At 61.2% G+C, this 26202-nt stretch carries 25 protein-coding genes, 1 tRNA gene and 1 riboswitch; of the genes, 14 read left to right on the plus strand and 12 right to left on the minus strand.

From position 1 onward, the window contains the following. Position 1: 1 nt before the first annotated feature. The 8 genes from ACT53S_RS18410 to ACT53S_RS18445 all read right to left on the minus strand — a co-directional run bounded on the left by ACT53S_RS18410 (position 2) and on the right by ACT53S_RS18445 (position 8650). Complete coding sequence (locus tag ACT53S_RS18410; RefSeq protein ID WP_113377808.1) at positions 2 to 1756, minus strand: FAD-dependent oxidoreductase; 1755 nt, start codon at positions 1754 to 1756, stop codon at positions 2 to 4. Next, complete coding sequence (locus tag ACT53S_RS18415) at positions 1749 to 2864, minus strand: branched-chain amino acid ABC transporter permease (protein ID WP_476068048.1); 1116 nt, start codon at positions 2862 to 2864, stop codon at positions 1749 to 1751. The genes ACT53S_RS18410 and ACT53S_RS18415 overlap by 8 nt, the downstream gene beginning before the upstream one ends. Before the next feature lie 7 nt (positions 2865 to 2871). After that, positions 2872 to 3735 carry a branched-chain amino acid ABC transporter permease gene (locus ACT53S_RS18420; RefSeq protein WP_476068049.1) on the minus strand — a complete coding sequence of 288 codons (864 nt, stop codon included), beginning with the start codon at positions 3733 to 3735 and terminating at the stop codon, positions 2872 to 2874. Further along, positions 3722 to 4441 carry an ABC transporter ATP-binding protein gene (locus tag ACT53S_RS18425; RefSeq protein WP_476068050.1) on the minus strand — a complete coding sequence of 240 codons (720 nt, stop codon included), beginning with the start codon at positions 4439 to 4441 and terminating at the stop codon, positions 3722 to 3724. The genes ACT53S_RS18420 and ACT53S_RS18425 overlap by 14 nt, the downstream gene beginning before the upstream one ends. Before the next feature lie 3 nt (positions 4442 to 4444). Continuing rightward, positions 4445 to 5164, minus strand: coding sequence for an ABC transporter ATP-binding protein (locus ACT53S_RS18430; protein ID WP_476068277.1), 720 nt, complete (start codon positions 5162 to 5164; stop codon positions 4445 to 4447). Positions 5165 to 5383: 219 nt separating this feature from the next. After that, the gene (locus tag ACT53S_RS18435) at positions 5384 to 6664 is read right to left on the minus strand and encodes an ABC transporter substrate-binding protein (RefSeq protein WP_476068051.1); all 1281 of its coding nucleotides are present in this window, start codon (positions 6662 to 6664) and stop codon (positions 5384 to 5386) included. 61 nt (positions 6665 to 6725) lie between these two features. Next, positions 6726 to 7781, minus strand: a complete 1056-nt coding sequence (locus ACT53S_RS18440; RefSeq protein WP_476068052.1) for a maleylacetate reductase — start codon at positions 7779 to 7781, stop codon at positions 6726 to 6728. Then, on the minus strand, positions 7778 to 8650 hold the full coding sequence (locus tag ACT53S_RS18445; protein WP_476068053.1) for a dioxygenase family protein: 873 nt from the start codon (positions 8648 to 8650) through the stop codon (positions 7778 to 7780). Before ACT53S_RS18445 ends, ACT53S_RS18440 begins: the two co-directional genes overlap by 4 nt. A gap of 98 nt (positions 8651 to 8748) precedes the next feature. On the opposite strand from ACT53S_RS18445, the gene ACT53S_RS18450 reads away from it, so the two are divergent. From ACT53S_RS18450 to ACT53S_RS18465, 4 genes are all read left to right on the plus strand, one after another. Continuing rightward, positions 8749 to 9699, plus strand: a complete 951-nt coding sequence (locus ACT53S_RS18450; RefSeq protein ID WP_476068054.1) for a LysR family transcriptional regulator — start codon at positions 8749 to 8751, stop codon at positions 9697 to 9699. A gap of 81 nt (positions 9700 to 9780) precedes the next feature. Beyond that, positions 9781 to 9858: riboswitch (SAM riboswitch) on the plus strand. Between the two features lie 90 nt (positions 9859 to 9948). Next, positions 9949 to 10878: a homoserine O-acetyltransferase MetA gene (gene metA, locus ACT53S_RS18455; protein ID WP_310242627.1), complete on the plus strand. Its 930-nt coding sequence runs from the start codon at positions 9949 to 9951 to the stop codon at positions 10876 to 10878. A gap of 93 nt (positions 10879 to 10971) precedes the next feature. Then, the gene (locus ACT53S_RS18460) at positions 10972 to 12156 is read left to right on the plus strand and encodes a vWA domain-containing protein (RefSeq protein ID WP_476068055.1); all 1185 of its coding nucleotides are present in this window, start codon (positions 10972 to 10974) and stop codon (positions 12154 to 12156) included. Between the two features lie 39 nt (positions 12157 to 12195). Then, positions 12196 to 13206, plus strand: coding sequence for an aldose epimerase family protein (locus tag ACT53S_RS18465; protein WP_476068056.1), 1011 nt, complete (start codon positions 12196 to 12198; stop codon positions 13204 to 13206). A gap of 2 nt (positions 13207 to 13208) precedes the next feature. Here ACT53S_RS18465 and ACT53S_RS18470 read toward each other — a convergent pair whose 3' ends face one another. Continuing rightward, entirely contained in the window at positions 13209 to 13976 is a 768-nt protein-coding gene (locus tag ACT53S_RS18470) for an SDR family NAD(P)-dependent oxidoreductase (protein ID WP_476068057.1), read from the minus strand. Positions 13977 to 14060: 84 nt separating this feature from the next. Next, positions 14061 to 14135 (minus strand) — tRNA-Gly (locus tag ACT53S_RS18475). 277 nt (positions 14136 to 14412) lie between these two features. Between ACT53S_RS18475 and ACT53S_RS18480 the strand changes: the two genes are divergently transcribed. The 4 genes from ACT53S_RS18480 (at position 14413) to ACT53S_RS18495 (ending at position 16922) form a co-directional block, all read left to right on the plus strand. Beyond that, complete coding sequence (locus tag ACT53S_RS18480) at positions 14413 to 14916, plus strand: prolyl-tRNA synthetase associated domain-containing protein (RefSeq protein ID WP_142072878.1); 504 nt, start codon at positions 14413 to 14415, stop codon at positions 14914 to 14916. 63 nt (positions 14917 to 14979) lie between these two features. Further along, on the plus strand, positions 14980 to 15954 hold the full coding sequence (trxA, locus tag ACT53S_RS18485; RefSeq protein ID WP_476068058.1) for a thioredoxin: 975 nt from the start codon (positions 14980 to 14982) through the stop codon (positions 15952 to 15954). 85 nt (positions 15955 to 16039) lie between these two features. Continuing rightward, positions 16040 to 16717: an LON peptidase substrate-binding domain-containing protein gene (locus tag ACT53S_RS18490; protein WP_113377822.1), complete on the plus strand. Its 678-nt coding sequence runs from the start codon at positions 16040 to 16042 to the stop codon at positions 16715 to 16717. 7 nt (positions 16718 to 16724) lie between these two features. After that, complete coding sequence (locus ACT53S_RS18495; protein ID WP_113377823.1) at positions 16725 to 16922, plus strand: Trm112 family protein; 198 nt, start codon at positions 16725 to 16727, stop codon at positions 16920 to 16922. Positions 16923 to 16952: 30 nt separating this feature from the next. On the opposite strand, the gene ACT53S_RS18500 is transcribed toward ACT53S_RS18495, so the two are convergent. Continuing rightward, a complete protein-coding gene (locus ACT53S_RS18500; protein ID WP_476068059.1) occupies positions 16953 to 18245 on the minus strand; it encodes a ubiquinone biosynthesis hydroxylase in 1293 nt (430 codons plus the stop codon). A gap of 5 nt (positions 18246 to 18250) precedes the next feature. Here ACT53S_RS18500 and tesB point away from each other — a divergent pair, with 5 nt between their 5' ends. The 6 genes from tesB (at position 18251) to ACT53S_RS18530 (ending at position 25668) form a co-directional block, all read left to right on the plus strand. After that, positions 18251 to 19135, plus strand: a complete 885-nt coding sequence (gene tesB / locus ACT53S_RS18505; RefSeq protein WP_476068060.1) for an acyl-CoA thioesterase II — start codon at positions 18251 to 18253, stop codon at positions 19133 to 19135. A 216-nt stretch (positions 19136 to 19351) separates the two neighbouring features. Beyond that, positions 19352 to 19702 (plus strand): P-II family nitrogen regulator, encoded by a 351-nt coding sequence (locus ACT53S_RS18510; protein ID WP_162750542.1) that lies wholly within the window; start codon positions 19352 to 19354, stop codon positions 19700 to 19702. A 27-nt stretch (positions 19703 to 19729) separates the two neighbouring features. Then, positions 19730 to 21091: an ammonium transporter gene (locus ACT53S_RS18515; protein ID WP_476068061.1), complete on the plus strand. Its 1362-nt coding sequence runs from the start codon at positions 19730 to 19732 to the stop codon at positions 21089 to 21091. Positions 21092 to 21289: 198 nt separating this feature from the next. Beyond that, complete coding sequence (locus ACT53S_RS18520) at positions 21290 to 23941, plus strand: FtsK/SpoIIIE family DNA translocase (protein ID WP_476068062.1); 2652 nt, start codon at positions 21290 to 21292, stop codon at positions 23939 to 23941. A 129-nt stretch (positions 23942 to 24070) separates the two neighbouring features. Continuing rightward, positions 24071 to 24727, plus strand: coding sequence for an outer membrane lipoprotein carrier protein LolA (locus tag ACT53S_RS18525; protein WP_476068063.1), 657 nt, complete (start codon positions 24071 to 24073; stop codon positions 24725 to 24727). 122 nt (positions 24728 to 24849) lie between these two features. After that, the gene (locus ACT53S_RS18530; RefSeq protein WP_113377829.1) at positions 24850 to 25668 is read left to right on the plus strand and encodes an exodeoxyribonuclease III; all 819 of its coding nucleotides are present in this window, start codon (positions 24850 to 24852) and stop codon (positions 25666 to 25668) included. Here the strand turns inward: ACT53S_RS18530 and ACT53S_RS18535 are convergent. Then, positions 25662 to 26120, minus strand: coding sequence for a cyclic nucleotide-binding domain-containing protein (locus ACT53S_RS18535; RefSeq protein ID WP_142072892.1), 459 nt, complete (start codon positions 26118 to 26120; stop codon positions 25662 to 25664). The two genes, ACT53S_RS18530 and ACT53S_RS18535, sit on opposite strands and share 7 nt — an antisense overlap. Positions 26121 to 26202: the final 82 nt, after the last annotated feature.

Consider the following 26202-nt stretch of genomic DNA (forward strand, 5'->3'; position numbering starts at 1 on the left):
CTCACCGGTCCAGGATGGATTTCAGAACGCGCCGCAGCTCGCCTTCGGGATCTGAGACCGCTGCTTCCGCGCGCCAGGCGACGTGATGGTCCGGACGGACGAGGAGCGCACCGGAATCGCGGATATCGCGGGCGCGGGCCCAGTCGCCGGAGAAGTCCTGCCAGGTCTGGCGGGGGCCGATCTTGTGGACCGTGATCGGGAGGCCAAACTCCTTCGACAGGGACTTTGCGGCCGCGACCCAGCCATCGCCGCCGATGCCGGTGAGAACAGTGAAGACGCCATGGCCGGTCAGATCAAGGCTGGAGACCTTCTCGCCCTCCGGCCCGAAGAGCCAGACATGCGGCAGGCGAGCGCCAGGCCAGGTGGTCGGCTGGTAGTGCAGTTCGGCATCTTTCTCGAAGGCCGGTTCCGGCTGGCCATCGGTGACGATCGCGCCCGACTTGTAGCGCTGGTTCATCTCGACGCCGTGCGCGTCGAACTCGTAGACCTTGTGCGCAATCGCCTGGCGGATCGCCTCACGCTGCTTTTCCGCATCGGCGGTGTCGTCGCAGCGGGCGTCCATGTTTTCCTGCATCTTCACCGGATCGACGGAATCGAGCAGGCCGAGGGCCTTGAAGATCGGGCCGAATTCCTCGATCGACTTGTTGGCGCGGGTGACGATCTGTTTGGCCACCGGCGCGCGTTCGGCCTGGTAGCTGTCGAGCAGGCCCATGCCGGCCTGGCCGCGGATGACAGCGGCGAGCTTCCAGGCGAGGTTGAAAGCATCCTGGATCGAGGTGTTGGATCCGAGACCGTTCGACGGCGGATGGCGGTGTGTGGCATCGCCCATGCAGAAGACCCGGCCGTTCGACATCGTGGTCGCGTACATGTTGTTGACGGTCCAGGTGGAGACCGACTTGATCTTCGGCTGCAGGTCCTGAACGCCGACGAGATCGCGCACGACCTTGGTGGCGAAGGCATCATCGACGGCCGGTGCCGGCTGGTTGATGTCGTAGCCCCAGACGATCAGCCACTCGTTCCACGGGCGGACCATGCGGACGAGGCCCATGCCGATACCGCCGACATCGGCGCCCGGCTGCAGCACCCAGTAGAGCACCGAGGGGCGGTGAGCGACGTAGCGGGAAAGGTCGCATTCGAAGAGGATGTTCATCGAACCGGCGACGCCCATTTTGCCTTCGAAGGTGAGGCCGGCATGTTCGGCGACCTTGGAGTTGCCGCCGTCGGCGCCGACCAGGAATTTCGAGCGGATCGTGATGTCCTTGCCCGTCAGTCGATCACGGCAGGTGGTGGTGACGCCGTCCGCATCCTGCACATGGCTCAGATATTCCGTCGACATGCGCGACTGCGCACCGCGCGAACAGGCCGTCTTGAAGAGCAGGGGCTCCATATAGGTCTGTGGCAGGTCGTTCATTCGGCCGGGTGAGGACAGGAGATGTTCGGCGCGCGAGAGCGGATGGTTGCCCCAGCTTTGCATGCGGCCGATTTCTTCGCCGGCGACCGCCGTGCAGAAGACGTTCTGGCCCATCAGGTCCTGTTCGGTTGCGAACATGTAGGCTTCGTCCTCGACGTCGCGGCCGAGATCGCGCAGAACCTCCATCGTGCGCTGGTTGGTGATGTGGGCACGTGGCGTGTTGGCGAGCCAGCGGTAGCGGTTGATGACCATGGGCTCGAGGCCATAGCTCGCGAGCAATGCGGCCGTTGCCGAGCCGGCCGGCCCGGTGCCGATGATCAGGACGTCGGTGGTAATGTCAGCCATGTGGCCCTCCCTTTGTCGTTTGTTCAAGCGGTCCGCCCCTCAAGGTGCGGCGGACCGGAAAGAGTTCGATGCCGGTGCGGTCGGTGATCAGGCCCCAGATCCCGCGTGGCGCAAACAGCATGGTGATGATGGCGATGGCACCGAGCAGGAGCAGGTACCAGGACCCATAGCTCGACAGCGCATTCTGCATCAGGAAGAAGATGATGACGCCGACGATCGGCCCCTCGATGGTTCCAATGCCGCCGATGATGACGATGAACAGCACATAGGCCGTCCAGTCGGTGAGCGAGAAGGCGGCATCCGGGGAGATGCGAGCCTTCTGCAGGTAGATGAGGGCGCCGACGACTCCGGTGATGAAGGCGGTGGAGAGGTAGATCACCAGCTTCAGGCGGCGCGCATCGACCCCGAGCGCACGGGCGGCCGTCTCGTTGTCGCGGACGGCAGCAAGGCCCAGGCCCTGTTTGGAGCGCAGCAAGCGGTAGACGAACCAGATCGTCAGAACGAGCACGACCAGTGCCAGCCAGAAGGCGACGGCATCTGCGGCGGCTGCGGCCCGCATGCCGAACCAGTCTTCCAGCAGGGCGACGCCGAACATGTCACGGGTTGCCTCGCGCGGCAGCGAGGTGCCGGTGCCACCGCCGAGCGCCTTCCACTGGGCGAAGAGCAGTCGGCCCACTTCGGCGATGACCCAGGTGCCGATGGCGAAATAGGGGCCGTAGAGGCGAAAGGCGAAGAAGGCTGTGGGTATCGAGACCAGCACCGCGAAGAAGCCGGCGAGAGGGATGGCCAGGATCGGGTCGAGACCGAGCAGGATGACGAAACCGAAGAGCGCATAGGCGCCACAGCCGACGAAAAGCTGCTGGCCGACAGAGATCAGGCCTGCATATCCAGCGAGCAGGTTCCAGCTCTGGGCGAGCGCCAGCATGGTGAGGATGAAGAACAGATCCTGCACCACGCCGCGCGAGACGACGAATGGGGCGGCTGCCAGGAGCAACACGAAGACGACGGCTGCAAGCGAGAACAGCGTGGAGAGGCGCGTGCAGGTTTCGACCCGCCAGGAGGGACGAGGGCGCATGACGTTCGACAGGATTTCTCTGTTGGCGTTCATCGTCACCTCAATCGACAGCGCGCGGGAAGAGACCCCGCGGACGGAACAGCAGGACCAGCAGGAAGGCGATATGGCCGGAGAGGATTTGCCATTCCGGGTTGATCGCGGCTCCGAGCGTTTGTGCGACGCCCAGAATGATGCCGCCGGCAAGCGTGCCCCAGAGTGAGCCGAGACCGCCGATGATGACCGCTTCGAAGGCGTAGATCAGGCGTGCCGGACCGGCGGTCGGGTCGAAATTGGCGCGGGTGCCGAGGTAAAGCGCGGCGATGGTGACGATCACCATGGCAAGGCCTGTTGCGATGGCAAAGATCTGGTTCGGGCGAATGCCCATCAGGCCGGCCGTCACGACATCGTCGGAGGTTGCGCGGAAGGCACGGCCCAGCGCCGTCTTGTAGATCAGCTGGTTGAGGCCAACGATGACCAGGATCGCGGAGGCGAAGGTCAGGAGCGGCATTACGCCGGCATTGATGCCGCCCAGCGAGAGCGATGCCTGTTCCAGCGCGCCTGCGGGGATGCGCTGGCTGTCGGCGGTGAAGGCCTCGAGAAGCCCGTTCTGGATGACGATCGACAAGCCGAAGGTGACGAGCAGCGGCGGCAGGATGTCCTTGCCGAGTGTGCGGTTCAGCAGGTGATATTGCAGCAGGTAGCCGATCGCGAACATCAGCGGCCCGGCGATCAGGGCCGCCAGGAATGGATTGAGCCCGAGCGTCGAAACGAGAAGCAGGACCAGGAAGGCCGAGAAGACGATGAGATCGCCATGGGCAAGATTGACGAGCCGCATGATGCCGAAGACGAGCGAGAGGCCTGCCGCGAAGAGAGCATAGAGCCCGCCGAGCAGAATGCCCTGGAAAATGGTATCAAGCCAGTTCATGGGGCTCCGCTCCGAAATAGGCCGCGTGGATATCGGCGCGGTCGAGCTCTGCCGGGCGTCCCTCGAGCGTGACCCGGCCTTCCATCATGCAATAGACGCGGTCCGCGACCTTCAGCGCCTGGGCAATGTCCTGCTCGACGATGACGATGGCCGCACCCGTTTCCCGGATGCGCGGGAAGGCGGCGTAGATGTCCTTGATGACGACGGGGGCAAGGCCGAGGCTCAACTCGTCGCAGAGCAGCACTTCGGGATTGGACATCAGCGCGCGGCCGATCGCGACCATCTGCTGCTGCCCGCCGGACAGTGCCGTCGAGGGATTGCGGCGCCGCTCCTTCAGGATCGGGAAGAGCTCGTATACGGTTTCAAGCGACCAGGGCCCATCAACCTTTCTGCCGTGGCGACCGACCAGCAGGTTTTCCTCGACCGTGAGCGACGGGAAAAGCCGGCGGCCTTCCGGCACCAGCGCAATGCCGCGGGCCATGACATCCGGGGAACCAAGCGCGCCGATCGGCTGGCCCCGATGCAAGATGGCTGCGGGTTCGTTGCGCAACACGCCTGCTATCGAGCGCATTAGCGTCGATTTGCCGGCGCCGTTTGCGCCTATGACCGCGATCGTCTCGCCGGGATTGAGAACGAGATCGACGCCGAACAGGGCCTGGAAGTCGCCATAGAAGGCGGTGAGGTTCTTCGTTTCGATGAGGCTCATCTGTCAGACCTCCATGCCCAGATAGATTTCGCGCACCTCGCGCGAATTCATGATGGTCTGCGGATCGCCATGGCCGATGACGCGTCCAAAGTTCAGGACGAGGATCTTCTCGGCGACTGCGTTCAAGGCATGCAACACGTGCTCGATCCAGATGGTCGCCATGCCGCGCTGATGCACGCGCTTGATCGTGGTGACCAGCTGACGGCATTCGCCCTCGGTCAGCCCGCCGGCGATCTCGTCGAGCAGCAGAAGCTTGGGCTTGGTGGCGAGCGCGCGGGCGAGTTCCAGCCGTTTGCGCTCGAGCAAAGTGAGGCTGCCGGCCGGGCGGTTGGCCTTGGCGATCAGGCCCGTTTCGACCAGGATTTCGGCGCAGAACTCTGCGACGTCCGCTTCGCTGCTTTCGCTGCCGAAGGCGCCGGCGACGAGCAGGTTCTCATAAACCGTCAGCCGCTCGAAAGGCTGCGGGATCTGGAAAGTGCGGCCCATGCCGGCAAAGCAGCGCTGCATGGGCGGGACATTGGTCACGTCTCGGCCATCGAAATGAACCGTGCCTTTGGCGACGGAGAGGTTGCCGGTGATCAGGTTGAACAGCGTCGATTTGCCGGCGCCGTTCGGTCCGATGATACCCAGCGCCTCGCCGGGTTCGACGGAAAAGCCGATATCCTCGGCGACCACGAGGGCCCCGAAGGATTTCGACACACCATTCAGTTCCAGGATCGGCATGGACACTGCTTTCTTGGAAAAATCTGCCGTTCTCATCTGGGTTACCCCCCCCTCTGGTCTGCCGACCATCTCCCCCTCAAGGGGGGAGATCGGATAGCGGCGCCAACTTCCCGCATTTTCGACGTCTGTTTGCTTGGCGCAGGCCTAGCCTCTTCGTGATCTCCCCCCTTGAGGGGGAGATGTCCGGCAGGACAGAGGGGGGTGTCGCATCCGCTGCAATCACCCCAACGCTTCCATCTTGCCGCCGAGCGGGATGTTCGGTGCCTGGCCGTTCTCGACGACCACGAGGTCGTAACCGCCGCCGGTTTTGAGGCGCCACTGGCCGCCGACAAGCGGCGTCTTGGCGACGTTCTTCTGGGCGAAGGGCGGCAGGTTGGCGTTGTTCCAGGCGATCGGCCCGACCAGCGTGTCCAGCTTAGTTTCGCCGATCGCCTTGGCTACCGCATCGCCATCCGTCACGTCTTCCGCACGCTTCATGACGTCGACCGCCAGTTCGAAGAGCGCATGGGCAAAGCCGATCGGCTGTGTCCAGGGGCGACCGGTCGCGGTGGTAAAGGCAGTTGCCACATCGGCAGCCGTCTCGCCTGTCAGCGAGGACTTGAAGGGATGAGTCGGCGTCCACCAGACTTCGGTCGAGAGGTTGTGGCCGGCATCGCCCAGGGCTTCGACGGTCTGCGGGAAAAGCAGCGCCTTGCCGATCGAGGCGATCTTGGGTTTGAGGCCCTGCTGCTTGGCCTGGTTCCAGAACGTGGTGAGGTCAGGCGGGATCATCACGCCGGTGAGGATCTCTGTCTCGGCTTGCTTGAAGGCGTTGATCTGGGCAGAGAAATCGTCGGTCAGGTTCTGGTAGCGGCCGGTATCGGTCAGGCCATAGCCGAGCTTTTCGAGCACCGGCGGGAAGCCGACGACCTTGTCACCCCAGGCATTGCCGTCGCCGTCATTCGGGAAGAGACCGCCAACCTTCTTGTTGGTCTCGATCTGGCCCCACATGCCGGTGAAGACGGCGATGATGTCCTCAAGACCCCAGAAGAAGTGATAAGCGTAGTTGAAAGGCTTCCAACTTGCCGGGTCGCCGGGATTGCCCTGCTGCCCGATGAACCAGGGCTGCCAGGGGGCAACCGTCGACAGGCAGGGGATCTGCTCGGCTTCGCAGGTGGTCGAGACCGGATTGGTGGTTTCCGGCGTCGAGGAGACGAGCATCAGGTTGATCTCGTTGTCGACGATCAGTTCCTTGGCGACTTCCGCCGCGCGGTTCGGGTTTGACTGGCTGTCCTTGACGATCACCTCGTAGTTCAGACCCATCTTCTTCGTCGTGGCGAGGAAGCTGTCGATGACGAACTTGTCGGCTTCACCGAAGCCCGCGAGCGGTCCGGTCTGCGGACTGACATAACCAAGCTTAACCGCCGCTGACTGCGCAATCGCAGGGGCCGCGAGGCCCGAGGTCGCCAGTACGGCGCCGCCCGCTGCCGTCGTCTGCAGGAATTTGCGTCGCGTAATCATGTTTCCTCCCATCATCGTCTCTCCTCCCAAAGAGCGCGCAGCGCGCGAGATGTCTCATCGGTCAGTCGGGCCTGACGCCCTCCCAGGCCTGTTGCAGAAGTGTGCGGATCGACGTCCGATCAATCGGACGCGGGTTCCAGTAGGGGTTTTCCGTGGCGATATCGGCGGCACGATCGAGATCGGCTTCAGTGAGCCCGAAATCCTTGAGCGACAGCGGCGCGCCGATCGACTTGGCAAAGTCCCAGAGACCAGCGCCAATCGAACCGCCGAAGAGTTCGGCGGCGCCTGAGAGTTCCGCTTGCGCCGCCTCGGCGTTGAAGGCGGCCGTGTGCGGCAGCATGACTGCATGGGTTTCGGCATGCGGCGTATCGAACGAGCCGCCCAGCGTGTGGCAGATCTTGTGGTGCAGTGCCATGCCGACGGTGCCGAGCACGGTCCCGCAAAGCCAGGCGCCATAGAGCGCTTCCGCCCGCGCATCAGGATCACGAGGGCTTCTCACCAGAACCGGGAGGCTGTCCCGGAATGCCCGCAAACCGTCGAGCGCCATCAGCGTCGAGACCGGGTTGCGATCCTGGGCATAGAGACCTTCGACGGCATGGGCCATGGCGTTGAGGCCGCTCGTGACGCTCATGCCGACGGGCAGGCCGAGCGTAAGTTCCGGATCGTAGATGACGACTTCCGGCAGGATGCTCGCGTTTCGGACCGTGGTCTTTCGGCCGCCTTCGGTCTGGCCGAGGATCGGGGTAACTTCGGAGCCGGCATAGGTCGTGGGGATGACGACCTGTGGCAGATCGCTGCGGTAGGCAATTGCCTTGCCGAGCCCAGTGGTGGAGCCGCCGCCGAGGGAGACGACGCAGTCGGCGTCCGCGTCACGGACGACCTTCAGGGCGGTCTCCGTGGCATCGATGGGGGTATGCATGACGGCACCTGAGAAGACGCCGACGGAGAGGGGACCCAGGCGCTCCGACAGGGCTTCGGCATCCGCCTTCTGGTGAGGCGTCGACAGGACCAGCGCGCGGCGGCAGCCCAGCGCCTCAACGGCGCTACCGACCTCTGCGCTGCGGCCGGAACCAAAGAGAATGCGGGCTGGGTTGCCGGCATAGGTGAAGCTCTTCATTTGCTCCTCCCGGGACGGGCGCGGACCATGACGAAACGGATGTTGACGCGTGAGGCCGGCTTGCCGTCGATCAGGGTCTGCTCGAACGAATGCACCAATTCCGGCCGAACACCGAACAGCGCGTCTTCGCCAAGCCTTGGATCGTCCGCGTCGTAGATGTGGGTGGTGATCGTCTCGAAACCCGGGGCGCGGACGACGAAATGCAGATGGGCCGGACGGTGCAGCGGATAACCCGCCTGGGCGAATAGCCGCCCCACAGGACCGTCACCGGGGACGCCGTAGCCCGCCGGACGGACCGTACGGTAGTGGAACCTGCCGTCCTGATCTGGATGGAACAGGCCCCGCAGATTGAATTCCGGCTGGAGATCCGGCTGCTGGTTTTCGTAGTAGCCTTCGGCATTCGCCTGCCAGGTGATGATTTCGGCGGTGGTGACCGGCAGGCCGTCCAGATCTTCGACGCGGCCCTCGACCAGCAGCGGCTCGCCTGCGCCGTCGAGCGAGATGGAACTGCCGAGTGCGCGCTCCGGTGTGTCAGTCCGGAAGAAGGGGCCGCGGATCGTGTTGGGGGTAGCACCCGGGGGACGGCGGGAATTGATCTCTTCGACAAGCGCAGAGGCGCCGACGAGATCGGAAAATAGCACCCATTCCTGACGACGTTCGTCCGAGGCGTGGCCGACTTCGGTCAGGAAGTCGAGGACCTTGCGCCATTGGTCCGGTGTCGGACGAAATTCCTTGATGACATCATGCACATGACAGACCACGGCGGAGAGCAGACGTGCGGTCGCGTCATCGGGCATGCCGAAGCGGCTGGTGAACGCCTCTGATGAGGTCGCTTCGTCAAAGGTGATGAGGTCTGCGGCCCGCGACATGCATCTCCTCCCAAATCCGCATTGCTGGTCGAGAGGAAGCTAGCAGTGCTTTCAGGCAGGATTGATGATTTGTTTAGGTGCCAATATAACAATCCGTTATGAAGTTTGACGAGCGACATCTGATCCAGCTGGCTGCCGTGGTCAAAACGGGCGGCGTGACGGAAGGTGCGGCCCTCCTGGGGCTCGCGCAGCCGGCGGTGTCGCGCACCTTGTCGATGCTGGAAAAGCGCGTGGGCGAACCGCTCTTCATCAAGGGTCGGCGCCCGCTACAGCCGACACCGCTCGGGATTGCGTTGGCGGAACATGGGCTTACGATGTTGGCGGCTTCGCGAAAGGCCTCCGATCTGATGGAGAGTTTCAGGGTTGGCAAGAGCGGCGTGGTGCGCGTCGCCGGCAGCCCCTTCTTCATGGACTCGCTGATTGCCGGCATGTGCGCCGAGTTCCAGGCGACGCATCCGGACGTCCGGATCGACCAGTCCTATGGCTATTTTCCCGATCTGCGTGCTGCCCTCAAGGCGGACCAGATCGATCTTGCGATCTGCCCGATCGATATTCTCGATGAAGGCTCGGGGCTGGCTTTCCAGCAGATCCTGCCCGGCCGCAACGTGATTGCCTGCCGTGTCACCCATCCCCTCCTCCTCAAGCGCCGACTGCAGCCGTTTCACCTTCTGGATTACGCCTGGGTGGCTCCGCCGCCGGGAAGCCCGCTGCTTGCGGATCTGAGAGCTCTGCTCCTGTCCTTCGGGGCAACGGAAATCCGAATCCGCTATTCGGGTGGTTCGCTCGCCAGCGTGGTGAACTACCTGAAGGCTGCAGATGCGCTCACAGTCATGCCACACAGTGTGGTCTTCGCCCAGCGCAAGGAAAAGACAATCACCGCCCTGCCAATCAACATTCCGCATCCCGACAGGGCGCTGGCCATCTTGCGCCGTGTTGATGCGGCCCGGTCTCCCGCCGTCGAGCAGTTTGCAAGCTTCGTGCGGTCCAGCTTCAATGACCTCAAGCACCTCATCAAGAGGCATGAGGAAGCCGTGGTCTGGGGCAACTGACGGCATGGCGGTGAGTTGCTGCCGACAATAGCGCAGGGAAGATCTGCCCATTGATTCGCACTGGAGACAGGCGTAAAGAACACTTCGTCCCGTGGTGATTTGGCCGGTCGGCTTGCAGCCACGTAAAATAAGTCGCTAAAGGGCCGAGGCAAGTCGAGACTTTCCGAGGACCGGTGGCGATATCGAAGCTGCCGGTATTTTTGTTTCCGCGGTCTCGAACCGCCGTGACAAAGGAAAGTCGAGAGTAAGATGCCGATCCGAATTCCCGATACGCTGCCCGCCTTTGAAACCCTCGTGCATGAGGGCGTGCGGGTCATGACCGAAACCGTGGCCATTCGCCAGGACATTCGCCCGCTGCAGATCGGCCTGCTTAACCTCATGCCCAACAAGATCAAGACCGAGGTGCAATTTGCCCGACTGATCGGTGCTTCGCCTCTGCAGGTGGAACTGACGCTGGTGCGTGTCGGTGGCCACAAGGCCAAGAACACGCCGGAAGAGCATCTCCTCTCCTTCTACCAGACCTGGGACGAGGTGAAGGATCGCAAGTTCGACGGCTTCATCATCACCGGTGCGCCGGTCGAGACGCTGCCCTTCGAGGAAGTCACCTACTGGCCGGAACTGCAGGAAATCCTGGACTGGACCGAGACCAATGTGCATTCGACCATGAATGTCTGCTGGGGCGGCATGGCGGCGATCTACCACTTCCACAAGGTGCCGAAGCATCCGCTGAAGGAAAAGGCCTTCGGCGTCTATCGCCACCGCAACCTCGCGCCGTCCTCCGTCTATCTCAACGGCTTCTCCGACGATTTCCAGGTGCCGGTGTCGCGCTGGACGGAAGTGCGTCGCGAAGACATCGAGAAGGTGCCGGAGCTGAAGATCCTGCTTGAATCCGAGGAGATGGGTGTGTGCCTGGTGCAGGAGAAGCGGGCAAACCGGCTCTACATGTTCAACCATGTCGAATACGATTCCACTTCGTTGGGCGACGAATATTTCCGCGACAAGACGGCCGGAATCCCGATCAAGCTGCCGCACAACTATTTCCCGCACAATGACGACACGCTGACGCCGCTCAATCGCTGGCGCGGCCATGCGCATCTCTTGTTCGGCAATTGGATCAACGAGATCTACCAGATGACGCCCTATGATCTGAACGAGATCGGCAAGGATCTGGCAGGCTGACGGGTAATGAGAACCGGCAGCGGATTTTGATGGGACAGGCGGCGTCCTCTGTGACAGGATGCCGCCGCCTGTAAACTGAGCCGTCTTCGTCCGATGTTTTTGCCCTTTTTCCTGCGCCTGAAAGAAGAGAAGGTTCCCGTGACTTTGCGGGAATACCTGGCGCTGCTCGAGGGACTGGAAGCGGGTCTCGTCGATTTCGACCCGGAAGGCTTCTATTACCTCGCCCGCACCACCCTGGTGAAGGACGAGCGCTTCATCGATCGCTTCGACCGGGTCTTTTCCGAGATCTTTGGCGGTATCCTGGGCGAGGCGGCCGCGGATGGTGTCGATCAGCACGCGATCCCCGATGACTGGCTGCGCAAGCTGGCGGAAAAGCACCTCTCGGACGAGGACAAGAAGCTGATTGAGAGCCTCGGCGGCTTCGACACGCTGATGGAAACGCTTAAGAAACGGCTCGCCGAACAGAAGGAGCGCCATCAGGGCGGCAACAAATGGATCGGCACGGCCGGCAGCTCGCCCTTCGGCGCCTATGGCTACAATCCGGAAGGCGTGCGCATCGGCCAGGAGGAAAGCCGCCATCGACGCGCGGTGAAGGTCTGGGACAGCAGAGAATTCCGCAATCTCGATGACCGCGTCGAGCTCGGCACGCGCAACATCAAGGTGGCGCTGCGACGCCTGCGCCGCTTCGTGCGTGAAGGGGCGGCAGAGGAACTCGATCTCGCCGGCACGATCCGCTCCACCGCCGAGCACGGCTATCTGGATGTGAAGACACAAGCCGAGCGGCGTAATGCCGTGAAGCTTCTGATGTTTTTCGATATCGGCGGCTCGATGGACGACCATGTGCGCGAGGTGGAGGAGCTGTTTTCGGCGGCCCGCTCCGAATTCCGGCACATGGAGTATTTCTACTTCCATAATTGCCCCTATGAGCGCGTCTGGAAGGACAACCAGCGCCGCCATGCCGATACCATTCCGACAGCTGATGTCATCAGGACCTTCGGCTCGGATTACCGGCTGATCTTCGTCGGCGATGCGGCCATGAGCCCCTACGAAATCACCCATCCCGGCGGCTCGGTGGAGCACTGGAACAGCGAAAGCGGTGCGGCCTGGCTCACACGATTGACCGACCACTTTCGCCGGTATCTCTGGATCAACCCGATGCCGCAGGCGAATTGGGACTATACGATGTCCGTCGGCCTGATTCGGCGGCTTATCGGTGACCGGATGTATCCGCTGACACTGCGCGGCCTGGAGACTGCTGCGCGTGAACTGGCGCGATAGTGCGGAAAAGACTTTAAGATACGAGGCGAGGAGAAAAACATGACAAAAACGGTGTTCGGCACGATGCCCGGCGGCGAGGTGGTCGAAAAGGTTGTGCTGAAGGGCGGTGGCCTGACGGCCTCGATCATCACCTTCGGCGCGGTCCTGCAGGATCTGCGGCTGGAGGGACACGATGCGCCGCTGGTTCTCGGGTTCGAGGATCTTGCCAGCTATCTCGACCATTCGCCCTATTTCGGCGCAACGCCCGGCCGCTGCGCCAACCGCATCGGTGACGGCCGCTTCTCCATAGATGGCGTTCACTACCAGCTGGAACTGAACGAAAAGGGGCTCACCCATCTTCACGGCGGCTCGGGCGGGATGGCGCGTCAGAACTGGACGATTTTGGACCAGGGATCCGACTTTGTCGTCATGGAGGCCGTCGACCGCGATGGCCGGGCTGGATATCCGGGAACCACACGGACCAGGGCAAGCTTTGCGTTAAAGGAAGGCGGAGTTTTCGCAGCCGTCTATGAGACGATCACCGACAAACCGACGATCGCGAATGTCTGCCATCATGCCTATTTCAATCTTGATGGCCGGTCCGACATACTGGGCCACGATCTTATGATCGCCGCCGATCATTACACACCGGTCGACGACAAGCTCATCCCAACCGGCGAAATTCGATCCGTCGAGAACACGGCCTTCGACTTCCGCGAGATGCGGCCGATCCGGTTCAAGTCAGAGGCAGGGCAGTTCGGATATGATCACAATTTCTGCCTTTCAAACCATCGTACCGGTAAACGCAGCGTGGCACTGGCGCGCAGCGTCAACTCCGGGGTTGCCATGGAGGTTCTGACCACAGAGCCTGGCATCCAGTTCTATGCCGGTGTCTATCTCGATGTTGCCGTTCCCGGCCTCCGAGGGCGCCGCTATGGTCCCTATGCCGGTTTCTGCCTGGAAACACAGATCTGGCCGGATGCAGTGAACCATGCAGGTTTTCCAAGCGCGATTCTGCGACCCGGCGAGGTGCTTCGCCAGGAAACGGATTATGTGTTTTCAAAAAACTGAGGTCAGATGGCGGTGAAGCCGTTGTCGACGAACAGGTGCACGCCGTTGACGAACTGCGAGTCGTCACTGGCAAGATATAGAGCGGCCCGCGCGACGTCCTCGGGTTCGCCGATTCGTCCCTGCTGAGCGGCAATCGCGGCTTCGGAGACGTCGACACCGTGCGCCGTCAGTTCCGCTACCTCCCGCAGCCCGTGGGGTGTGCGGATGAACCCGGGACAGACGGCATTGCAGCGAATGTTGCGATCGCGGAACTCAACTGCGATCGCCCGCGCAAACATGTGCACCGCACCCTTGGTGGTGTCATAGAGAACCTCCATCGGGGTCGCGGCGACGGCCGAAATCGAGGAGGTGCAGACGATCGAGCCGCCCCCTGCCGCGATCATGCCCGGCAAAACGGCACGTGTCATGAGAAACATCGAGCGGACATTGACCGCATGCAGCCAGTCCCATTCCTCCAGAGTCGTTTCAAGGAATGGTTTGATGACGATGGTCCCGGCGTGGTTGAAAAGCACGGTAGCAGGCCCAAGCGCCCCCTCTACCGCCCTGACCGCCGCATTCACCTGATGCTCATCCGACACATCAGCTTGGAAAACCTCAGCAACGCCACCCGCTAAACGAATGATGTGTGCTGTTTCCTCGGCTGCAGATTTGTTGCGATCGATGATGGCGACCTTGGCACCTTCGCTCGCAAACAGCCTAGATGATGCGCCGCCCATCCCGGTCGCTCCGCCCGAAATGATCGCCACTTTTCCTGCCAGACGTCCTGCCATGCCATATCTCCCGATGTTTCGGCAGAATAGACAACGCGACGCCCTGAGGTGTCCAGCCAATCTTGCAATCACTTCCGGAGAAAATGGAGCGGGTGAGGCGATTCGAACGCCCGACCCCAACCTTGGCAAGGTTGTGCTCTACCCCTGAGCTACACCCGCTCATCAACCGCGATCCTGGGGTAGTGTCTGGATCGTGGGCCGTCCGTCTTGCGGCGACGGGCGCTATATGGCCCAACCGATTTTCAAATGCAACAGGGAAATGACGGATCGGCGCGAAAAAAAATCCAAAACCAGACAACGCTCTGACAAAGCTCAGGTTTTCCGGGCTTTTCGAGCACTGAAAAGATTGCGCGAGGTCGGTCCTGGACCTATTGCTGTGGAGAAAATCTGATAGTCGCACTGTCGGTGCCCCCGACAATTCACAGTGAGGACAAACATGACGACAACCAGAACCGCCGCTGATCTCTTCCGTTTCCTCGACGAACTCGGAATCGGGTACACCACCAAGACGCACCCGCCCGTCTTCACGGTCGCTGAGTCGGTTTCCCTGCGCGACGAGATCCCCGGAGGTCATACGAAGAACCTTTTCGTCAAGGACAAGAAGGACAACTTCTTCCTGCTGACCGTCGAGGAGAACGCCTCCGTTGATCTGAAGACTGTGCATACGATTATCGGTGCGGCCAGCAAGGTGTCCTTCGGCAAGCCTGAGAAGCTGATGGAGTATCTCGGTGTCGCTCCGGGTTCCGTGACGGCATTCGGCGCGATCAACGATACGGGTAAGAACGTCACCTTCATCCTCGACAGCGAGTTGATGGAGCATGAGGTCATCAACTGCCATCCTCTTTCCAACGATGCGACCACATCGATTGCGCGGGACGATCTGATCCGCTTCATGGAGGCCACCGGGCACACGCCGCTTGTCTTGAAAGTAACGGCCTGACATACGATCTTAACGGCAAGCATGGCGGCTTATCGAGGTCGCAACACAGGCGGGAGATAGACGATGAGTGAGTACGGCAATCCATATGGCGGATATGGCAACCAGACCATGACGGCCAAGGCACAGTTCGGTGACGCTCCTCAGGCCAACTCCCCCTCAGGCGATCTGATCAAGGACACGACGACGGCAAACTTTGCCCGCGACGTCATGGACGAATCGCGCAACCAGCCGGTTCTCGTCGATTTCTGGGCGCCCTGGTGCGGGCCCTGCAAGCAACTGACGCCTGTGATCGAAAAGGCCGTCAAGGAAGCCGGCGGACGCGTCAAGCTGGTCAAGATGAACATCGACGACCATCCCTCGGTCGCCGGACAGCTCGGCATCCAGTCAATCCCCGCCGTCGTCGCTTTTGTCAACGGCCGCCCTGCCGACGGCTTCATGGGAGCGTTGCCCGAGAGCCAGGTGAAAGCATTCATCGACAAGATCGCCGGCCCGGCGGGCGCTGATCAGGCTGCCGAAATCGCGGCTGTTCTCGACGAAGCTGCCGGCCTTCTCACGGCAGGTGACATCGACGGTGCCGCCCAGCTGTTTGCTGCCGTCCTGCAGGCAGACCCTGACAACATACAGGCGATCGCCGGTATGGCCGATTGCATGATCGGCGCCAATCAGCACCAGCGTGCGCGCGAGCTTCTGACCCAGTTGCCTGAGGAGCTCTCGAAAGCGCCGGAGGTTCAGGCTCTTCTGAAGCGGCTCGATCAGATCGAGGAGGCGCGCAAACTTGGCGATCCCGTCGCGCTCGAACACACTTTGTCGCTCCATCCCGATGACCACGCGGCGCGGATGAAGCTCGCCAAAATTCGCAATGTGGAGGGACGCCGCGAGGAAGCGGCAGAACACCTCCTCCTCATCATGAAGCGCGACCGGTCCTTTGAGGACGACGGTGCACGCAAGCAGCTTCTGCAGTTCTTCGAAGTCTGGGGGCCGAAGGACCCGGCGACCGTGATGGCGCGGCGCAAGCTCTCGTCGATCCTGTTTTCGTGAGCAGCTCCCGGCCTTGAGTTTTGGCCGAAGCGAACCAGATAGAAGCAGGAATGAACGCCGGCTCTTCCGGACAGGATGTGCTTCGATGCAAGTGGGAAATGCCAGATATTTAACCGCAGAGGATCTCCCGGAAACGGTGCCTGTCTTTCCGATTTCGGGCGCCCTGCTCCTTCCGGGCGGGCAGTTGCCGCTCAATATTTTCGAGCCGCGATATCTCGCCATGCTCGATGCGGCTATGGCGGGGAACCGTCTCATCGGCATGATTCAGCCGGCACTCACCGAAGTGCAGGCGGATATTCTGCCGGAGCGTCCGGCACTGGCGCCCGTCGGCTGCATTGGCCGTATCACCTCCTTCACCGAGACGGGGGATGGACGCTATATCGTGTCGCTTGCCGGCGTTTGCCGGTTCCGGCTGTTGGACGAGGTAGCAAGCTCCAAGCCGTATCGCAGCTTTCACATCGCGCCGTTCGTTGCCGATCTTACGCATTCCGAGGATGAGGCGCAGGTCGACCGGTCCGGCCTTCTTTCGGCATTTCGGGCTTATCTTGAAGCCAACAAGCTGGAAGCCGACTGGGAAAGTGTCGAGCGTGCATCCAACATTACGTTGGTGAACTCGCTGTCCATGATGTCGCCTTTCGGACCGGCGGAAAAGCAGGCATTGCTGGAGGCGCCGGATCTCAAGACCCGTGCCGAGACGCTGATTGCCATCACCGAAATCGTACTTGCCCGCACCTTCGGCGAGGGCGATACCATGCTTCAGTAGGCTCGTGATGGAAGAAAAGACGACCAGTCTGGTCGATCCGAAGATGCTCGAACTCCTCGTTTGCCCCCTGACGCAGGGCATACTCAAGTACGACCGAGAAAAGAACGAACTCGTGTCGGAAAAGGCGAGGCTCGCCTATCCGATCCGTGACGGAATTCCCATCATGCTGGTTTCCGAAGCGCGAAAGCTCGAGATGCCGATCTAAGCGGAGATAGCGGACGGCGAACCGACCTGCTCAGATCTGCTGGCCGCCAAGCAGGCGCGGACGATTGTGCGCGGCAGATCCTGCTGCTTCCCGGATGAAATAGTTCTTCAATGCCGGAAGTCCCTCGACAATGCCCAGCCCGAAATCCCGCAGCACCCTGATTGGCGTTATGTCGTTTGAAAACAGGCGATTGAGAACGTCTGTCGTCACCCCCATGCGGAAGGTGTCGAACCGTCGCCAGATCTGGTAGCGTTCCAAGACGTTGACGGAGCCGATATCCAGCCCCAATCGATCGGCTTCGACCACCGTCTCCGCCAAAGCGGCGACATCCTTGAAGCCCAGGTTGAGGCCCTGGCCGGAAATCGGATGAATGCCGTGGGCGGCATCGCCGGCCAGCGCCAGCCGCGGTGCGATGAAGGCGCGCGCCAGCGTCAGTCCGAGCGGGAAGGCGCGACGGTCCTGCGTGGCGCGGATGGTGCCGAGCTTGTGGCCGAAGCGTCGTTCCAACTCCGCTTCGAAGAGCAGGTCATCCGATGCAACCAGGCGATCTGCGTCCTGCGTGCGTTCGGTCCAGACCAGAGAGGAGCGGTTGCCCTTGAGCGGCAGGATGGCGAAGGGGCCGGCGGGCAGGAAGTGCTCCTCCGCAACACCTTCATGCGGCCGCTCGTGTTCAACGGTCGTGACAATGCCCGACTGCCCGTATTGCCAGGTTACCGTCTTGATGCCGGCGAGGTCGCGCAGCTTCGAGCGTACCCCGTCGCATGCGACGACAAGTCTGGCGTCCATCTTGCTGCCGTCGGAAAGGGTGAGTTCCGCGAACGGACCGGTGTTTCTGAAGTCGGTCGCCCTCAAACCGTGACGGATCGTGATGCCCCGGTCTGCGCAGGCATCGCGCAGGGCTGCGACCATGCTGGTATTGGGAATCATGTGGGCAAACGGACGCCCGTCATCGACGGCGCCGTCGAACGTTAGGAAGACAGGGCGGACGGGATCGGACGTCTTCGAATCAGTCACGATCATTTTGTTGATGGGTTGTGCATCCGGCTCTATGCGATCCCATAGGCCGAAAACGTCGAGCATCTTCGTCGCCGCCGCTATAATGGCGGAGGCTCTGGGATCCTTCTTCCAAGCGTCCTCCGGCGCGGCTTCGATCACTTCCACGGCGAGATGCGGCGCGGCCTGCTTGATCGAAACAGCTACGGAAAGACCGACATAGCCACCGCCGACGACAACCACATCCAGCATGGCGCATTCCTTTACTCTTGTGGACCTTGAGCCCCCTATATAGATCAGGCTTGAACGGGTGCCTATAAGCGGAGCCATGCATTATGTCGCAGCCAGCTGAACAGACTAAGCCAATGCGGGATCTGATCGAGCGCCTCGATCTGGAAAAGCTGGAAGAAAATCTGTTTCGCGGCAGCAGTCCGCAGAATGGCTGGCAGCGCGTCTTCGGCGGGTTGGTGATCGCGCAAGCCCTGATGGCCGCGCAAAGGACCGTGGATATCGATCGGATCGTGCATTCCCTGCACGCGTATTTCATGCGCCCGGGCGATCCTTCCATTCCGATCGTCTACCAGGTCGAGCGCATCCGCGATGGCGCTTCCTTCACGACGCGACGAGTCGTCGCAATCCAGCACGGCAAGGCGATTTTCTCGATGTCGGCCTCCTTCCAGGTGGAGGAACCGGGCTTCGATCATCAGATCTTAATGCCCGCTGTGCCCCAGCCGGAGCAGTTGATGGGAGAGGCGGAGTTTCGAGCGGCGTTCCTCGCTCAGGCGCCAGAGACGGTGAAGAAATACTGGGGCCGCGAACGTCCGATCGAGATCCGGCCGACATCGCTCGTGCATTATCTGTCGAAGGAAAAGCTTGAGCCGGAGGCACATATCTGGGTCCGCGCTTCCGGAAGCGTCCCGGCAGACCGGCACTATCAGGCGGCGATCCTCGCCTACCTCTCGGACATGACGCTTCTCGACACATCGCTTTATGCCCATGGTACGTCGATTTTCGATCCGGAACTTCAGGTGGCCAGTCTCGACCATGCTATGTGGTTCCATCGTCCCTGCAGCCTGGAGGACTGGCTGCTCTATACGCAGGACAGTCCGAGTGCTGCCGGTGCTCGCGGTATGACCCGCGGCAGTATCTTCAGCCGTGACGGACACCTTGTCGCATCCGTTGCTCAGGAAGGCCTGATCCGCAAACGGGCAAATGACTAAAACGACATCAATTTTCTAAACTTGCATAATTTTTGTGCGCACATTGCGCGCTCATCTGCTCGTTTATTGGCTTCCATTTACAAAACCTTTACATTTCAAAGGCTTGTGAGTCGTCACGAAACTGGCACACCATTTGAATGTCCCTCCTCGGTCGCTAGCGAAACAGTTCCTGCCAGCGGCAAGGAGAGTCGGCTCCGCGCCGAGGACAAGCAAAGGATGGGAAACCAGATGAAGATTGTGATGGCTATCATCAAGCCGTTCAAACTGGACGAGGTGCGCGAAGCCCTGACGGCTGTGGGGATCCAGGGCCTGACCGTGACTGAGGTCAAGGGTTACGGCCGCCAGAAGGGGCACACCGAGATCTACCGCGGCACCGAATACGCCGTGAGCTTTCTGCCGAAACTGAAGATCGAGATCGCCGTCTCGACCGAACTCGCGGACAAGGCTGTCGAAGCGATCGCTTCGTCTGCGAAGACCGGACAGATCGGCGACGGCAAGATCTTTGTCTACTCGATCGATCAGGCCGTGCGCATCCGCACCGGCGAAACCAATACCGAAGCTCTGTAAGAACGGCTTTTAGGGGAGTTGTTACTGATGTCATTTGCCAAGTTGAATTCCAATCTCGTGCGCCTTGGCGCCGCGTCGGCAGCCCTGCTGGCGCCGGCCATTGCCTTCGCGCAAGAAGCTGCCCCGGCAGCCGCCGAAGCCGTCGCTGCCGCTCCGGTGCCGAACAAGGGCGATACCGCCTTCATGTTCCTTTGCACCATTCTCGTCCTCTTCATGCTCATCCCCGGACTAGCCCTGTTTTATGGCGGTCTCGTTCGAGCCAAGAATATGCTGTCGGTGCTGATGCAGTGCACGGTCATCGGCTCCGCCATCATGCTTGTCTGGGTTATCTACGGTTACTCATTCGCATTTGGTGGCTCTACGAACGCCTTCTTCGGCGGCTTTGGCAAGCTGTTCCTGGCTGGCGTAACGCCGGACAGCACGGCTGCAACCTTCTCGGATGCCGTCATTCCGGAATACATCTTCATGTTGTTCCAGATGACCTTCGCGGCGATCACGCCGGCCCTCATCGTCGGTGCTTTCGCCGAACGCATCAAGTTCTCGGCTTCGGTGCTCTTCTGCCTGCTCTGGGTCACCTTCGTCTACTTCCCCATCGCCCATATGGTCTGGGATGCCAATGGTCTGATCTTCGGCTGGGGCGCGCTTGACTTCGCCGGCGGCACCGTCGTCCACATCAATGCCGGTGTTGCCGGTCTGATCGGCGCAATCATGGTCGGCAAGCGTACCGGCTACGGTAAGGACATGATGGCTCCGCATTCCATGACTCTGACGCTTGTTGGTGCAGCGATGCTCTGGGTCGGCTGGTTTGGCTTCAATGCCGGCTCGAACCTCGAAGCTTCGGGCGGCGCGATGCTGGCCACGGTCAACACCTTCATCGCTACTGCCGCTGCCGTCGTGTCCTGGGTTCTCGTCGAAGCCTTCACGCGTGGTAAGGCTTCCATGCTGGGTGCGGCTTCCGGCATGATTGCAGGTCTCGTTGCAATCACCCCGGCCGCTGGCATCGCCGGCCCGATGGGTGCGATCGTCATGGGTCTGATCGTTTCGCCGCTGTGCTACTTCTTCGTCGCGGTTGTGAAGAACAAGTTCGGTTACGACGATACCGCTGACGTCTTCGGCGTTCACGGCATCGGCGGCCTGTTCGGCGCACTTGCAACCGGCATCTTCGCTTCCGCTTCGCTCGGTGGCATCGGTTATGCCGAAGGTGTGACCATGGCCGGCCAGTTCATGACCCAGCTCAAGGCCGTTGTCGTCACCTTGCTGTGGTGCGGTATTGGCTCAATCGTTCTCTACAAGATCGTCGACGTCGTCATCGGTCTGCGTGTTCCGGTCGAAGCCGAGCGCGAAGGTCTCGACCTCGCCTCGCACGGCGAAGCTGCCTACCACAACTGATAGCCAGATCTTCTCTAACTTCGCATGCTGCGCCCGGGCCTTGTGCCCGGGCGTTTGTTTTTCAGCAACTCCGCATCCATGTCGCACATGGTTAATGCGACATTAACCGTCGGTGCCTTAGGGTGAGGACTGGCCATAGGATGCTCGCATGCCTGCAGTATCCCGGCACACACGCCAACAGGACGGATTGCGAGACCCATGAGCAGAGGCCAATCGACAGTGCTTCCCGATCATCCCACCCGTTTTGCGTTCACCGCGTTCGTGTTTCGGCAACTCTCGGCCCTTCTCGGTTTTTCTCTCTTCCTTGCTCTGGTCATGGCGGTCGCGGCGCTTGCGACCTGGAACGTGTCCGACCCCAGTCTCTCCTATGCGACTGAAAATCCGCCGACCAATGTGCTGGGGTTGTCCGGCGCCGTATTTGCCGATCTGATGATGCAGTTCTTCGGGCTCGGCAGCCTGCTCGCGCTTCTGCCGGTGCTGGCCTGGTCATTCGCCCTTATTGGCGGTCGGCGCCTGCATCGCATCCCTGCGCGGATTGCCGCCTGGTTGGCCGGGGCGCTGGTGGCGGCCGCTGCCGTGGGTTGTTTTCCCCCGCCGACGACCTGGCCCTTGCCGAGCGGCACCGGCGGCGTTCTCGGTGACCTGATTCTGCGCTTCCCGGCGCTGTTTATCGGCGCTTATCCCACTTCGACCTTTGCGATGGTGCTCGGCGCCATTCTGGCATTGCCGGCCGCCTGGCTTCTGCTGTTTGCCGCCGGTATCGTCGGAAAGGCCCCGGAAAGCTCAGACGAGGATATCGCGCTGACGAAGCCGTCACCGAAGGCCAAGGTTCATGCTGGACCGCTGGACGAGGACGAAGAAGAGGAAGATCAGGGTTTCCTTTCGCTCTATCTCGGCGCCTTTACGCACAACTGGTATCTGGTCCGCGCCCGCACGCGCCGGCTCTTCGGCATCAAATCGGCAGATCGCCATGCGCGTGAATTCGATCAGCCCTATGATTTCAACGATGATGAATTTGGAACGCTGAACGAGCCGATGCGGGCCAAAGCACCGGCACTTGGCAAGCGGGTCGAGCCGGTGCTCGACGGCGCGCCGTCTCGTCCGTCTGGTCGATCGATCGTCTCGCCACCGCCCATGTCCAGTGCATCGTTCGATGACGAAGACGAGGATTTCGATCTCGACGATCTGCCGCGTCCGGCGGGCATTCTGCCAGATGAACGCGGACGTGCTGCGGCTCCTGCCCGGGGTGTTTCGAGCTCTCCGCGTGTTGCGGCTCCTGCCGCCCGACCAAAGGCGGGTGCGCGTCTGGACCGCGATGCGCAGGGGTCTCTTCTCAAGCCGGATGGTTTCCAGCTTCCGTCGGTGCATTTGCTGGCGGAGCCGCGCGCGGTCACGCGCGATGCGACGCTTTCGGCAGAGGCGCTGGAGCATAATGCCCGTTTGCTCGAAGGCGTCCTCGACGACTTCGGCGTGAAGGGTGAGATCATTCATGTGCGCCCGGGTCCGGTCGTGACGCTTTACGAACTGGAGCCAGCACCTGGCATCAAGTCGTCGCGGGTTATCGGCCTTGCCGATGACATCGCCCGGTCGATGAGCGCGATCGCCGCCCGTGTCGCTGTCGTCCCGGGACGCAATGCGATCGGCATCGAACTGCCCAATCAGACCCGCGAAACCGTCTATCTGCGCGAACTCATCGCCTCGCGCGACTTCGACGGCAACAAGGCGAAGCTCGCGATGGCGCTCGGCAAGACCATTGGCGGCGAGCCTGTTGTCGCCGATCTGGCCAAGATGCCACATCTGCTCGTTGCCGGTACCACCGGATCGGGCAAGTCGGTCGCGATCAACACGATGATCCTGTCGCTTCTCTACAAGATGACGCCGGAACAGTGCCGCCTGATCATGATCGACCCCAAGATGCTCGAGCTCTCGGTTTATGACGGCATCCCGCATCTCCTGTCGCCCGTGGTGACCGATCCGAAGAAGGCCGTGGTGGCGCTCAAGTGGACCGTCCGCGAAATGGAAGAGCGCTACAAGAAGATGTCCAAGATCGGTGTTCGCAACATCGACGGCTTCAATGCGCGCGTTGCGCAGGCGCAGGAGAAGGGCGAGGTGCTGACTCGTACCGTCCAGACGGGGTTCGATCGCCAGACGGGCGAGGCGATCTACGAGACGGAAGAATTCGACCTGCAGCCGATCCCCTATATCGTCGTGATCATCGACGAAATGGCCGACCTGATGATGGTCGCAGGCAAGGATATAGAAGGTGCTGTGCAGCGGCTTGCCCAGATGGCGCGCGCCGCCGGGATCCACGTCATCATGGCAACGCAACGCCCGTCAGTGGACGTCATCACCGGAACGATCAAGGCGAACTTCCCGACACGCATTTCCTTCCAGGTCACCTCGAAAATCGACAGCCGCACCATTCTCGGTGAACAGGGGGCAGAACAGCTGCTCGGCATGGGCGACATGCTCTACATGGCTGGCGGCGGTCGGATCCAGCGCGTTCATGGTCCCTTTGTTTCCGACCATGAGGTCGAGGAGATCGTTGCCTACCTCAAAACCCAGGGTTCGCCGCAGTATCTTGAAGCGATCACCATCGATGACGAAGACGACGAGGATGGTGGAGGTCCGTCGGGTACCGGCAATCTCGCCGACTCGGACGATCCCTATGATCAGGCCGTGGCCATCGTGCTTCGGGATGGCAAGGCTTCGACGTCCTATGTCCAGCGCCGCTTGGGTATCGGCTACAACCGCGCCGCGTCGCTGATCGAACGCATGGAGAAAGAGGGGATCATCGGCCCCGCCAACCACGCCGGAAAGCGTGAAATTCTGGTTCCGACGGAAGAGTGATCTTCCGCAGCACCGTTCCTGCATGGAACAACGAGCGGTCTGGACGAGTTGCCGCAGCGGCACAGGCGAACATGGCCATGAAGCCGCCGCCTTTTTCGGCAAGACCGTGAGCATATGAAGGAGTATCGCATGATTGACAAAACCGAAGGCGATGCCGGGATGCCGGTGCTGGCGAACCGTCGCCAGTTCGTGCTGGGAACCGCCGCATTCATGGCATGCGCGGCTTTGCCGTTCAACGGTTTCGCGGCAACGAATGCAGCCCAGCAGATCGCCGACCACTTTTCGAGCGTGAAGACCATGATGGGCGAATTCGTTCAGTTCGGCCCGCGCGGGGAGCAGACGGGTGGCAAGTTCTTCATCGAACGCCCGGGCAAGCTTCGCTTCAATTACGAAAAACCCTCGCCGATGCGCGTGATTTCGGATGGGAAGAACGTTGTCATCGGCAATACCAAGCTGAAGACCTGGGATCTCTATCCGCTTTCCAAGACCCCGCTCAGCCTGCTTCTGGCCGACAAGATCGATCTTGGAAACAAGCTGGTGCGGGACGTCAAGGAAGAGGCGGACCTGACGACGATCGTGCTTGGCGACCGGACGATCTTCGGCGATTCAACGATCACGCTGATGTTTGACCCGAAGAATTTCGAGCTTCGCCAGTGGACGATCACCGATGTGCAGAAGAAGGACACCTCGGTGATGATCTTCAACGTCCAGAACGGTGTCCAGCTCGATCCCTCGGTGTTCGAGATTCCCTATGCCGAAGTGCATGGGCAAAAGCGCGGCGGTTGAGACCGGGCTCCGGTTCGAGTTGTGGAGAAGGCGGTGCGGGGAGAAGCCTGCGCCGCCTTTTTCTGTTCAGGTCTGCGCTTTTGCCATAAGAGGCAAGGGTAACCGTCGCAAACAGGCGCCCCATGACCCTATCGATCACCACCTGGAACATCAATTCCGTGCGGCTGCGCCTGCCGATTGTCGAGGATTTTCTCCGCCAGACCAACCCGGATATTCTGTGTCTGCAGGAGATCAAGTGTCAGAACGATCAGTTCCCGGTCGAGCAGATTGCAGCCCTGGGTTACTCCCACATCGTGATCCACGGTCAGAAGGGCTATCACGGGGTGGCGATCTGCTCGAAACTGCCGCTCACCGAAGATCATCGGCAGGACTACTGCGGTGTAGGCGACAGCCGGCACATTTCTGCGATCTTCGAATGGGCAGGCCGGCGTATCCGGCTGCATAACTTCTACGTCCCTGCCGGTGGCGACGAGCCGAACCGCGAGATCAATCCCAAGTTCGGCCACAAGCTGGATTTTGTCGAAGAAATGAAGTCCCTTTCTGCCGAGGCTGAAAGCAACACGGCATCCATTCTCGTCGGGGACCTCAACATCGCTCCTCTCGAACATGACGTCTGGTCGCACAAGCAGATGCTGAAAATCGTCAGCCACACACCTGTCGAGACGGACGGCCTGTTGGAGGTGATGCGACAGGGAAAATGGGTGGATCTCATGCGCCAGCACGTGCCCGCCAGCGACAAGCTCTATACCTGGTGGAGCTACAGGGCAAAGGATTGGGCTGCCGCCGATCGCGGCCGTCGCCTCGACCATATCTGGTCTTCATCGGATCTTGCGCCGCTTCTGTCTCGCGTCGACATCCTGAAGGAAGCGCGGGGATGGAATCAGCCTTCCGATCACGTGCCTGTCACGGCCTATTTCGATACCGCGTCGCTGGCTCACTGACCGAATTTGGGGGCCAGCGCGGCGGATCCATCCATCAGGTCCCCGAGGGATTTGCGGATCCGCGCTTCGACATGCCGAGCCATCGTGGGATATTCCTCCAGCAGCCGGTGGAAGAGTGACCTTGTCACGCGGATGACGTCGGTTTCTTCTGAGGCGACTGCGGTAAACTTGCGCTCCACCATGGTAACGAGCGCCAGTTCCGACAACATAACGCCGGGGCCGACACTTGCCTCGAGTTTCGGCTTGCCATCGCGTGCGATGACGAAGAGATCGAGCTTGCCACGCACCACCACATAGGCGCATTCGGCAGGTGCCTTTTCCCGGAAGAGCGCCTGTCCCGTTGCGACCTGGCGATGCTCTGCGCCGAAAGCGATCAGGCGGATCTGATCGGTATCGAGACCGGAAAACAGCGGCACGGCCGAAAGAAGCTCGATATCATCGCTGAGAGCCATCTAGGTCCCCTGTTGTCACCCAAGCGCGTCTGCGGCTTGCGGGTGACTTGTAACGCAAAACGGGAACGGACACGACCCTTCG

Source organism: Allorhizobium sp. DMC15 (genome assembly GCF_056314065.1).

Bases quoted from the DNA above. Each gene is read 5' to 3' on its own strand.
- ACT53S_RS18410 (WP_113377808.1), bottom strand. From the start codon at position 1,756: ATGGCTGACATTACCACCGACGTCCTGATCATCGGCACCGGGCCGGCC.
- ACT53S_RS18415 (WP_476068048.1), bottom strand. From the start codon at position 2,864: ATGAACGCCAACAGAGAAATCCTGTCGAACGTCATGCGCCCTCGTCCC.
- ACT53S_RS18420 (WP_476068049.1), bottom strand. From the start codon at position 3,735: ATGAACTGGCTTGATACCATTTTCCAGGGCATTCTGCTCGGCGGGCTC.
- ACT53S_RS18425 (WP_476068050.1), bottom strand. From the start codon at position 4,441: ATGAGCCTCATCGAAACGAAGAACCTCACCGCCTTCTATGGCGACTTC.
- ACT53S_RS18430 (WP_476068277.1), bottom strand. From the start codon at position 5,164: ATGCCGATCCTGGAACTGAATGGTGTGTCGAAATCCTTCGGGGCCCTC.
- ACT53S_RS18435 (WP_476068051.1), bottom strand. From the start codon at position 6,664: ATGATTACGCGACGCAAATTCCTGCAGACGACGGCAGCGGGCGGCGCC.
- ACT53S_RS18440 (WP_476068052.1), bottom strand. From the start codon at position 7,781: ATGAAGAGCTTCACCTATGCCGGCAACCCAGCCCGCATTCTCTTTGGT.
- ACT53S_RS18445 (WP_476068053.1), bottom strand. From the start codon at position 8,650: ATGTCGCGGGCCGCAGACCTCATCACCTTTGACGAAGCGACCTCATCA.
- ACT53S_RS18450 (WP_476068054.1), top strand. From the start codon at position 8,749: ATGAAGTTTGACGAGCGACATCTGATCCAGCTGGCTGCCGTGGTCAAA.
- metA (WP_310242627.1), top strand. From the start codon at position 9,949: ATGCCGATCCGAATTCCCGATACGCTGCCCGCCTTTGAAACCCTCGTG.
- ACT53S_RS18460 (WP_476068055.1), top strand. From the start codon at position 10,972: ATGTTTTTGCCCTTTTTCCTGCGCCTGAAAGAAGAGAAGGTTCCCGTG.
- ACT53S_RS18465 (WP_476068056.1), top strand. From the start codon at position 12,196: ATGACAAAAACGGTGTTCGGCACGATGCCCGGCGGCGAGGTGGTCGAA.
- ACT53S_RS18470 (WP_476068057.1), bottom strand. From the start codon at position 13,976: ATGGCAGGACGTCTGGCAGGAAAAGTGGCGATCATTTCGGGCGGAGCG.
- ACT53S_RS18480 (WP_142072878.1), top strand. From the start codon at position 14,413: ATGACGACAACCAGAACCGCCGCTGATCTCTTCCGTTTCCTCGACGAA.
- trxA (WP_476068058.1), top strand. From the start codon at position 14,980: ATGAGTGAGTACGGCAATCCATATGGCGGATATGGCAACCAGACCATG.
- ACT53S_RS18490 (WP_113377822.1), top strand. From the start codon at position 16,040: ATGCAAGTGGGAAATGCCAGATATTTAACCGCAGAGGATCTCCCGGAA.
- ACT53S_RS18495 (WP_113377823.1), top strand. From the start codon at position 16,725: ATGGAAGAAAAGACGACCAGTCTGGTCGATCCGAAGATGCTCGAACTC.
- ACT53S_RS18500 (WP_476068059.1), bottom strand. From the start codon at position 18,245: ATGGCTCCGCTTATAGGCACCCGTTCAAGCCTGATCTATATAGGGGGC.
- tesB (WP_476068060.1), top strand. From the start codon at position 18,251: ATGTCGCAGCCAGCTGAACAGACTAAGCCAATGCGGGATCTGATCGAG.
- ACT53S_RS18510 (WP_162750542.1), top strand. From the start codon at position 19,352: ATGGGAAACCAGATGAAGATTGTGATGGCTATCATCAAGCCGTTCAAA.
- ACT53S_RS18515 (WP_476068061.1), top strand. From the start codon at position 19,730: ATGTCATTTGCCAAGTTGAATTCCAATCTCGTGCGCCTTGGCGCCGCG.
- ACT53S_RS18520 (WP_476068062.1), top strand. From the start codon at position 21,290: ATGAGCAGAGGCCAATCGACAGTGCTTCCCGATCATCCCACCCGTTTT.
- ACT53S_RS18525 (WP_476068063.1), top strand. From the start codon at position 24,071: ATGATTGACAAAACCGAAGGCGATGCCGGGATGCCGGTGCTGGCGAAC.
- ACT53S_RS18530 (WP_113377829.1), top strand. From the start codon at position 24,850: ATGACCCTATCGATCACCACCTGGAACATCAATTCCGTGCGGCTGCGC.
- ACT53S_RS18535 (WP_142072892.1), bottom strand. From the start codon at position 26,120: ATGGCTCTCAGCGATGATATCGAGCTTCTTTCGGCCGTGCCGCTGTTT.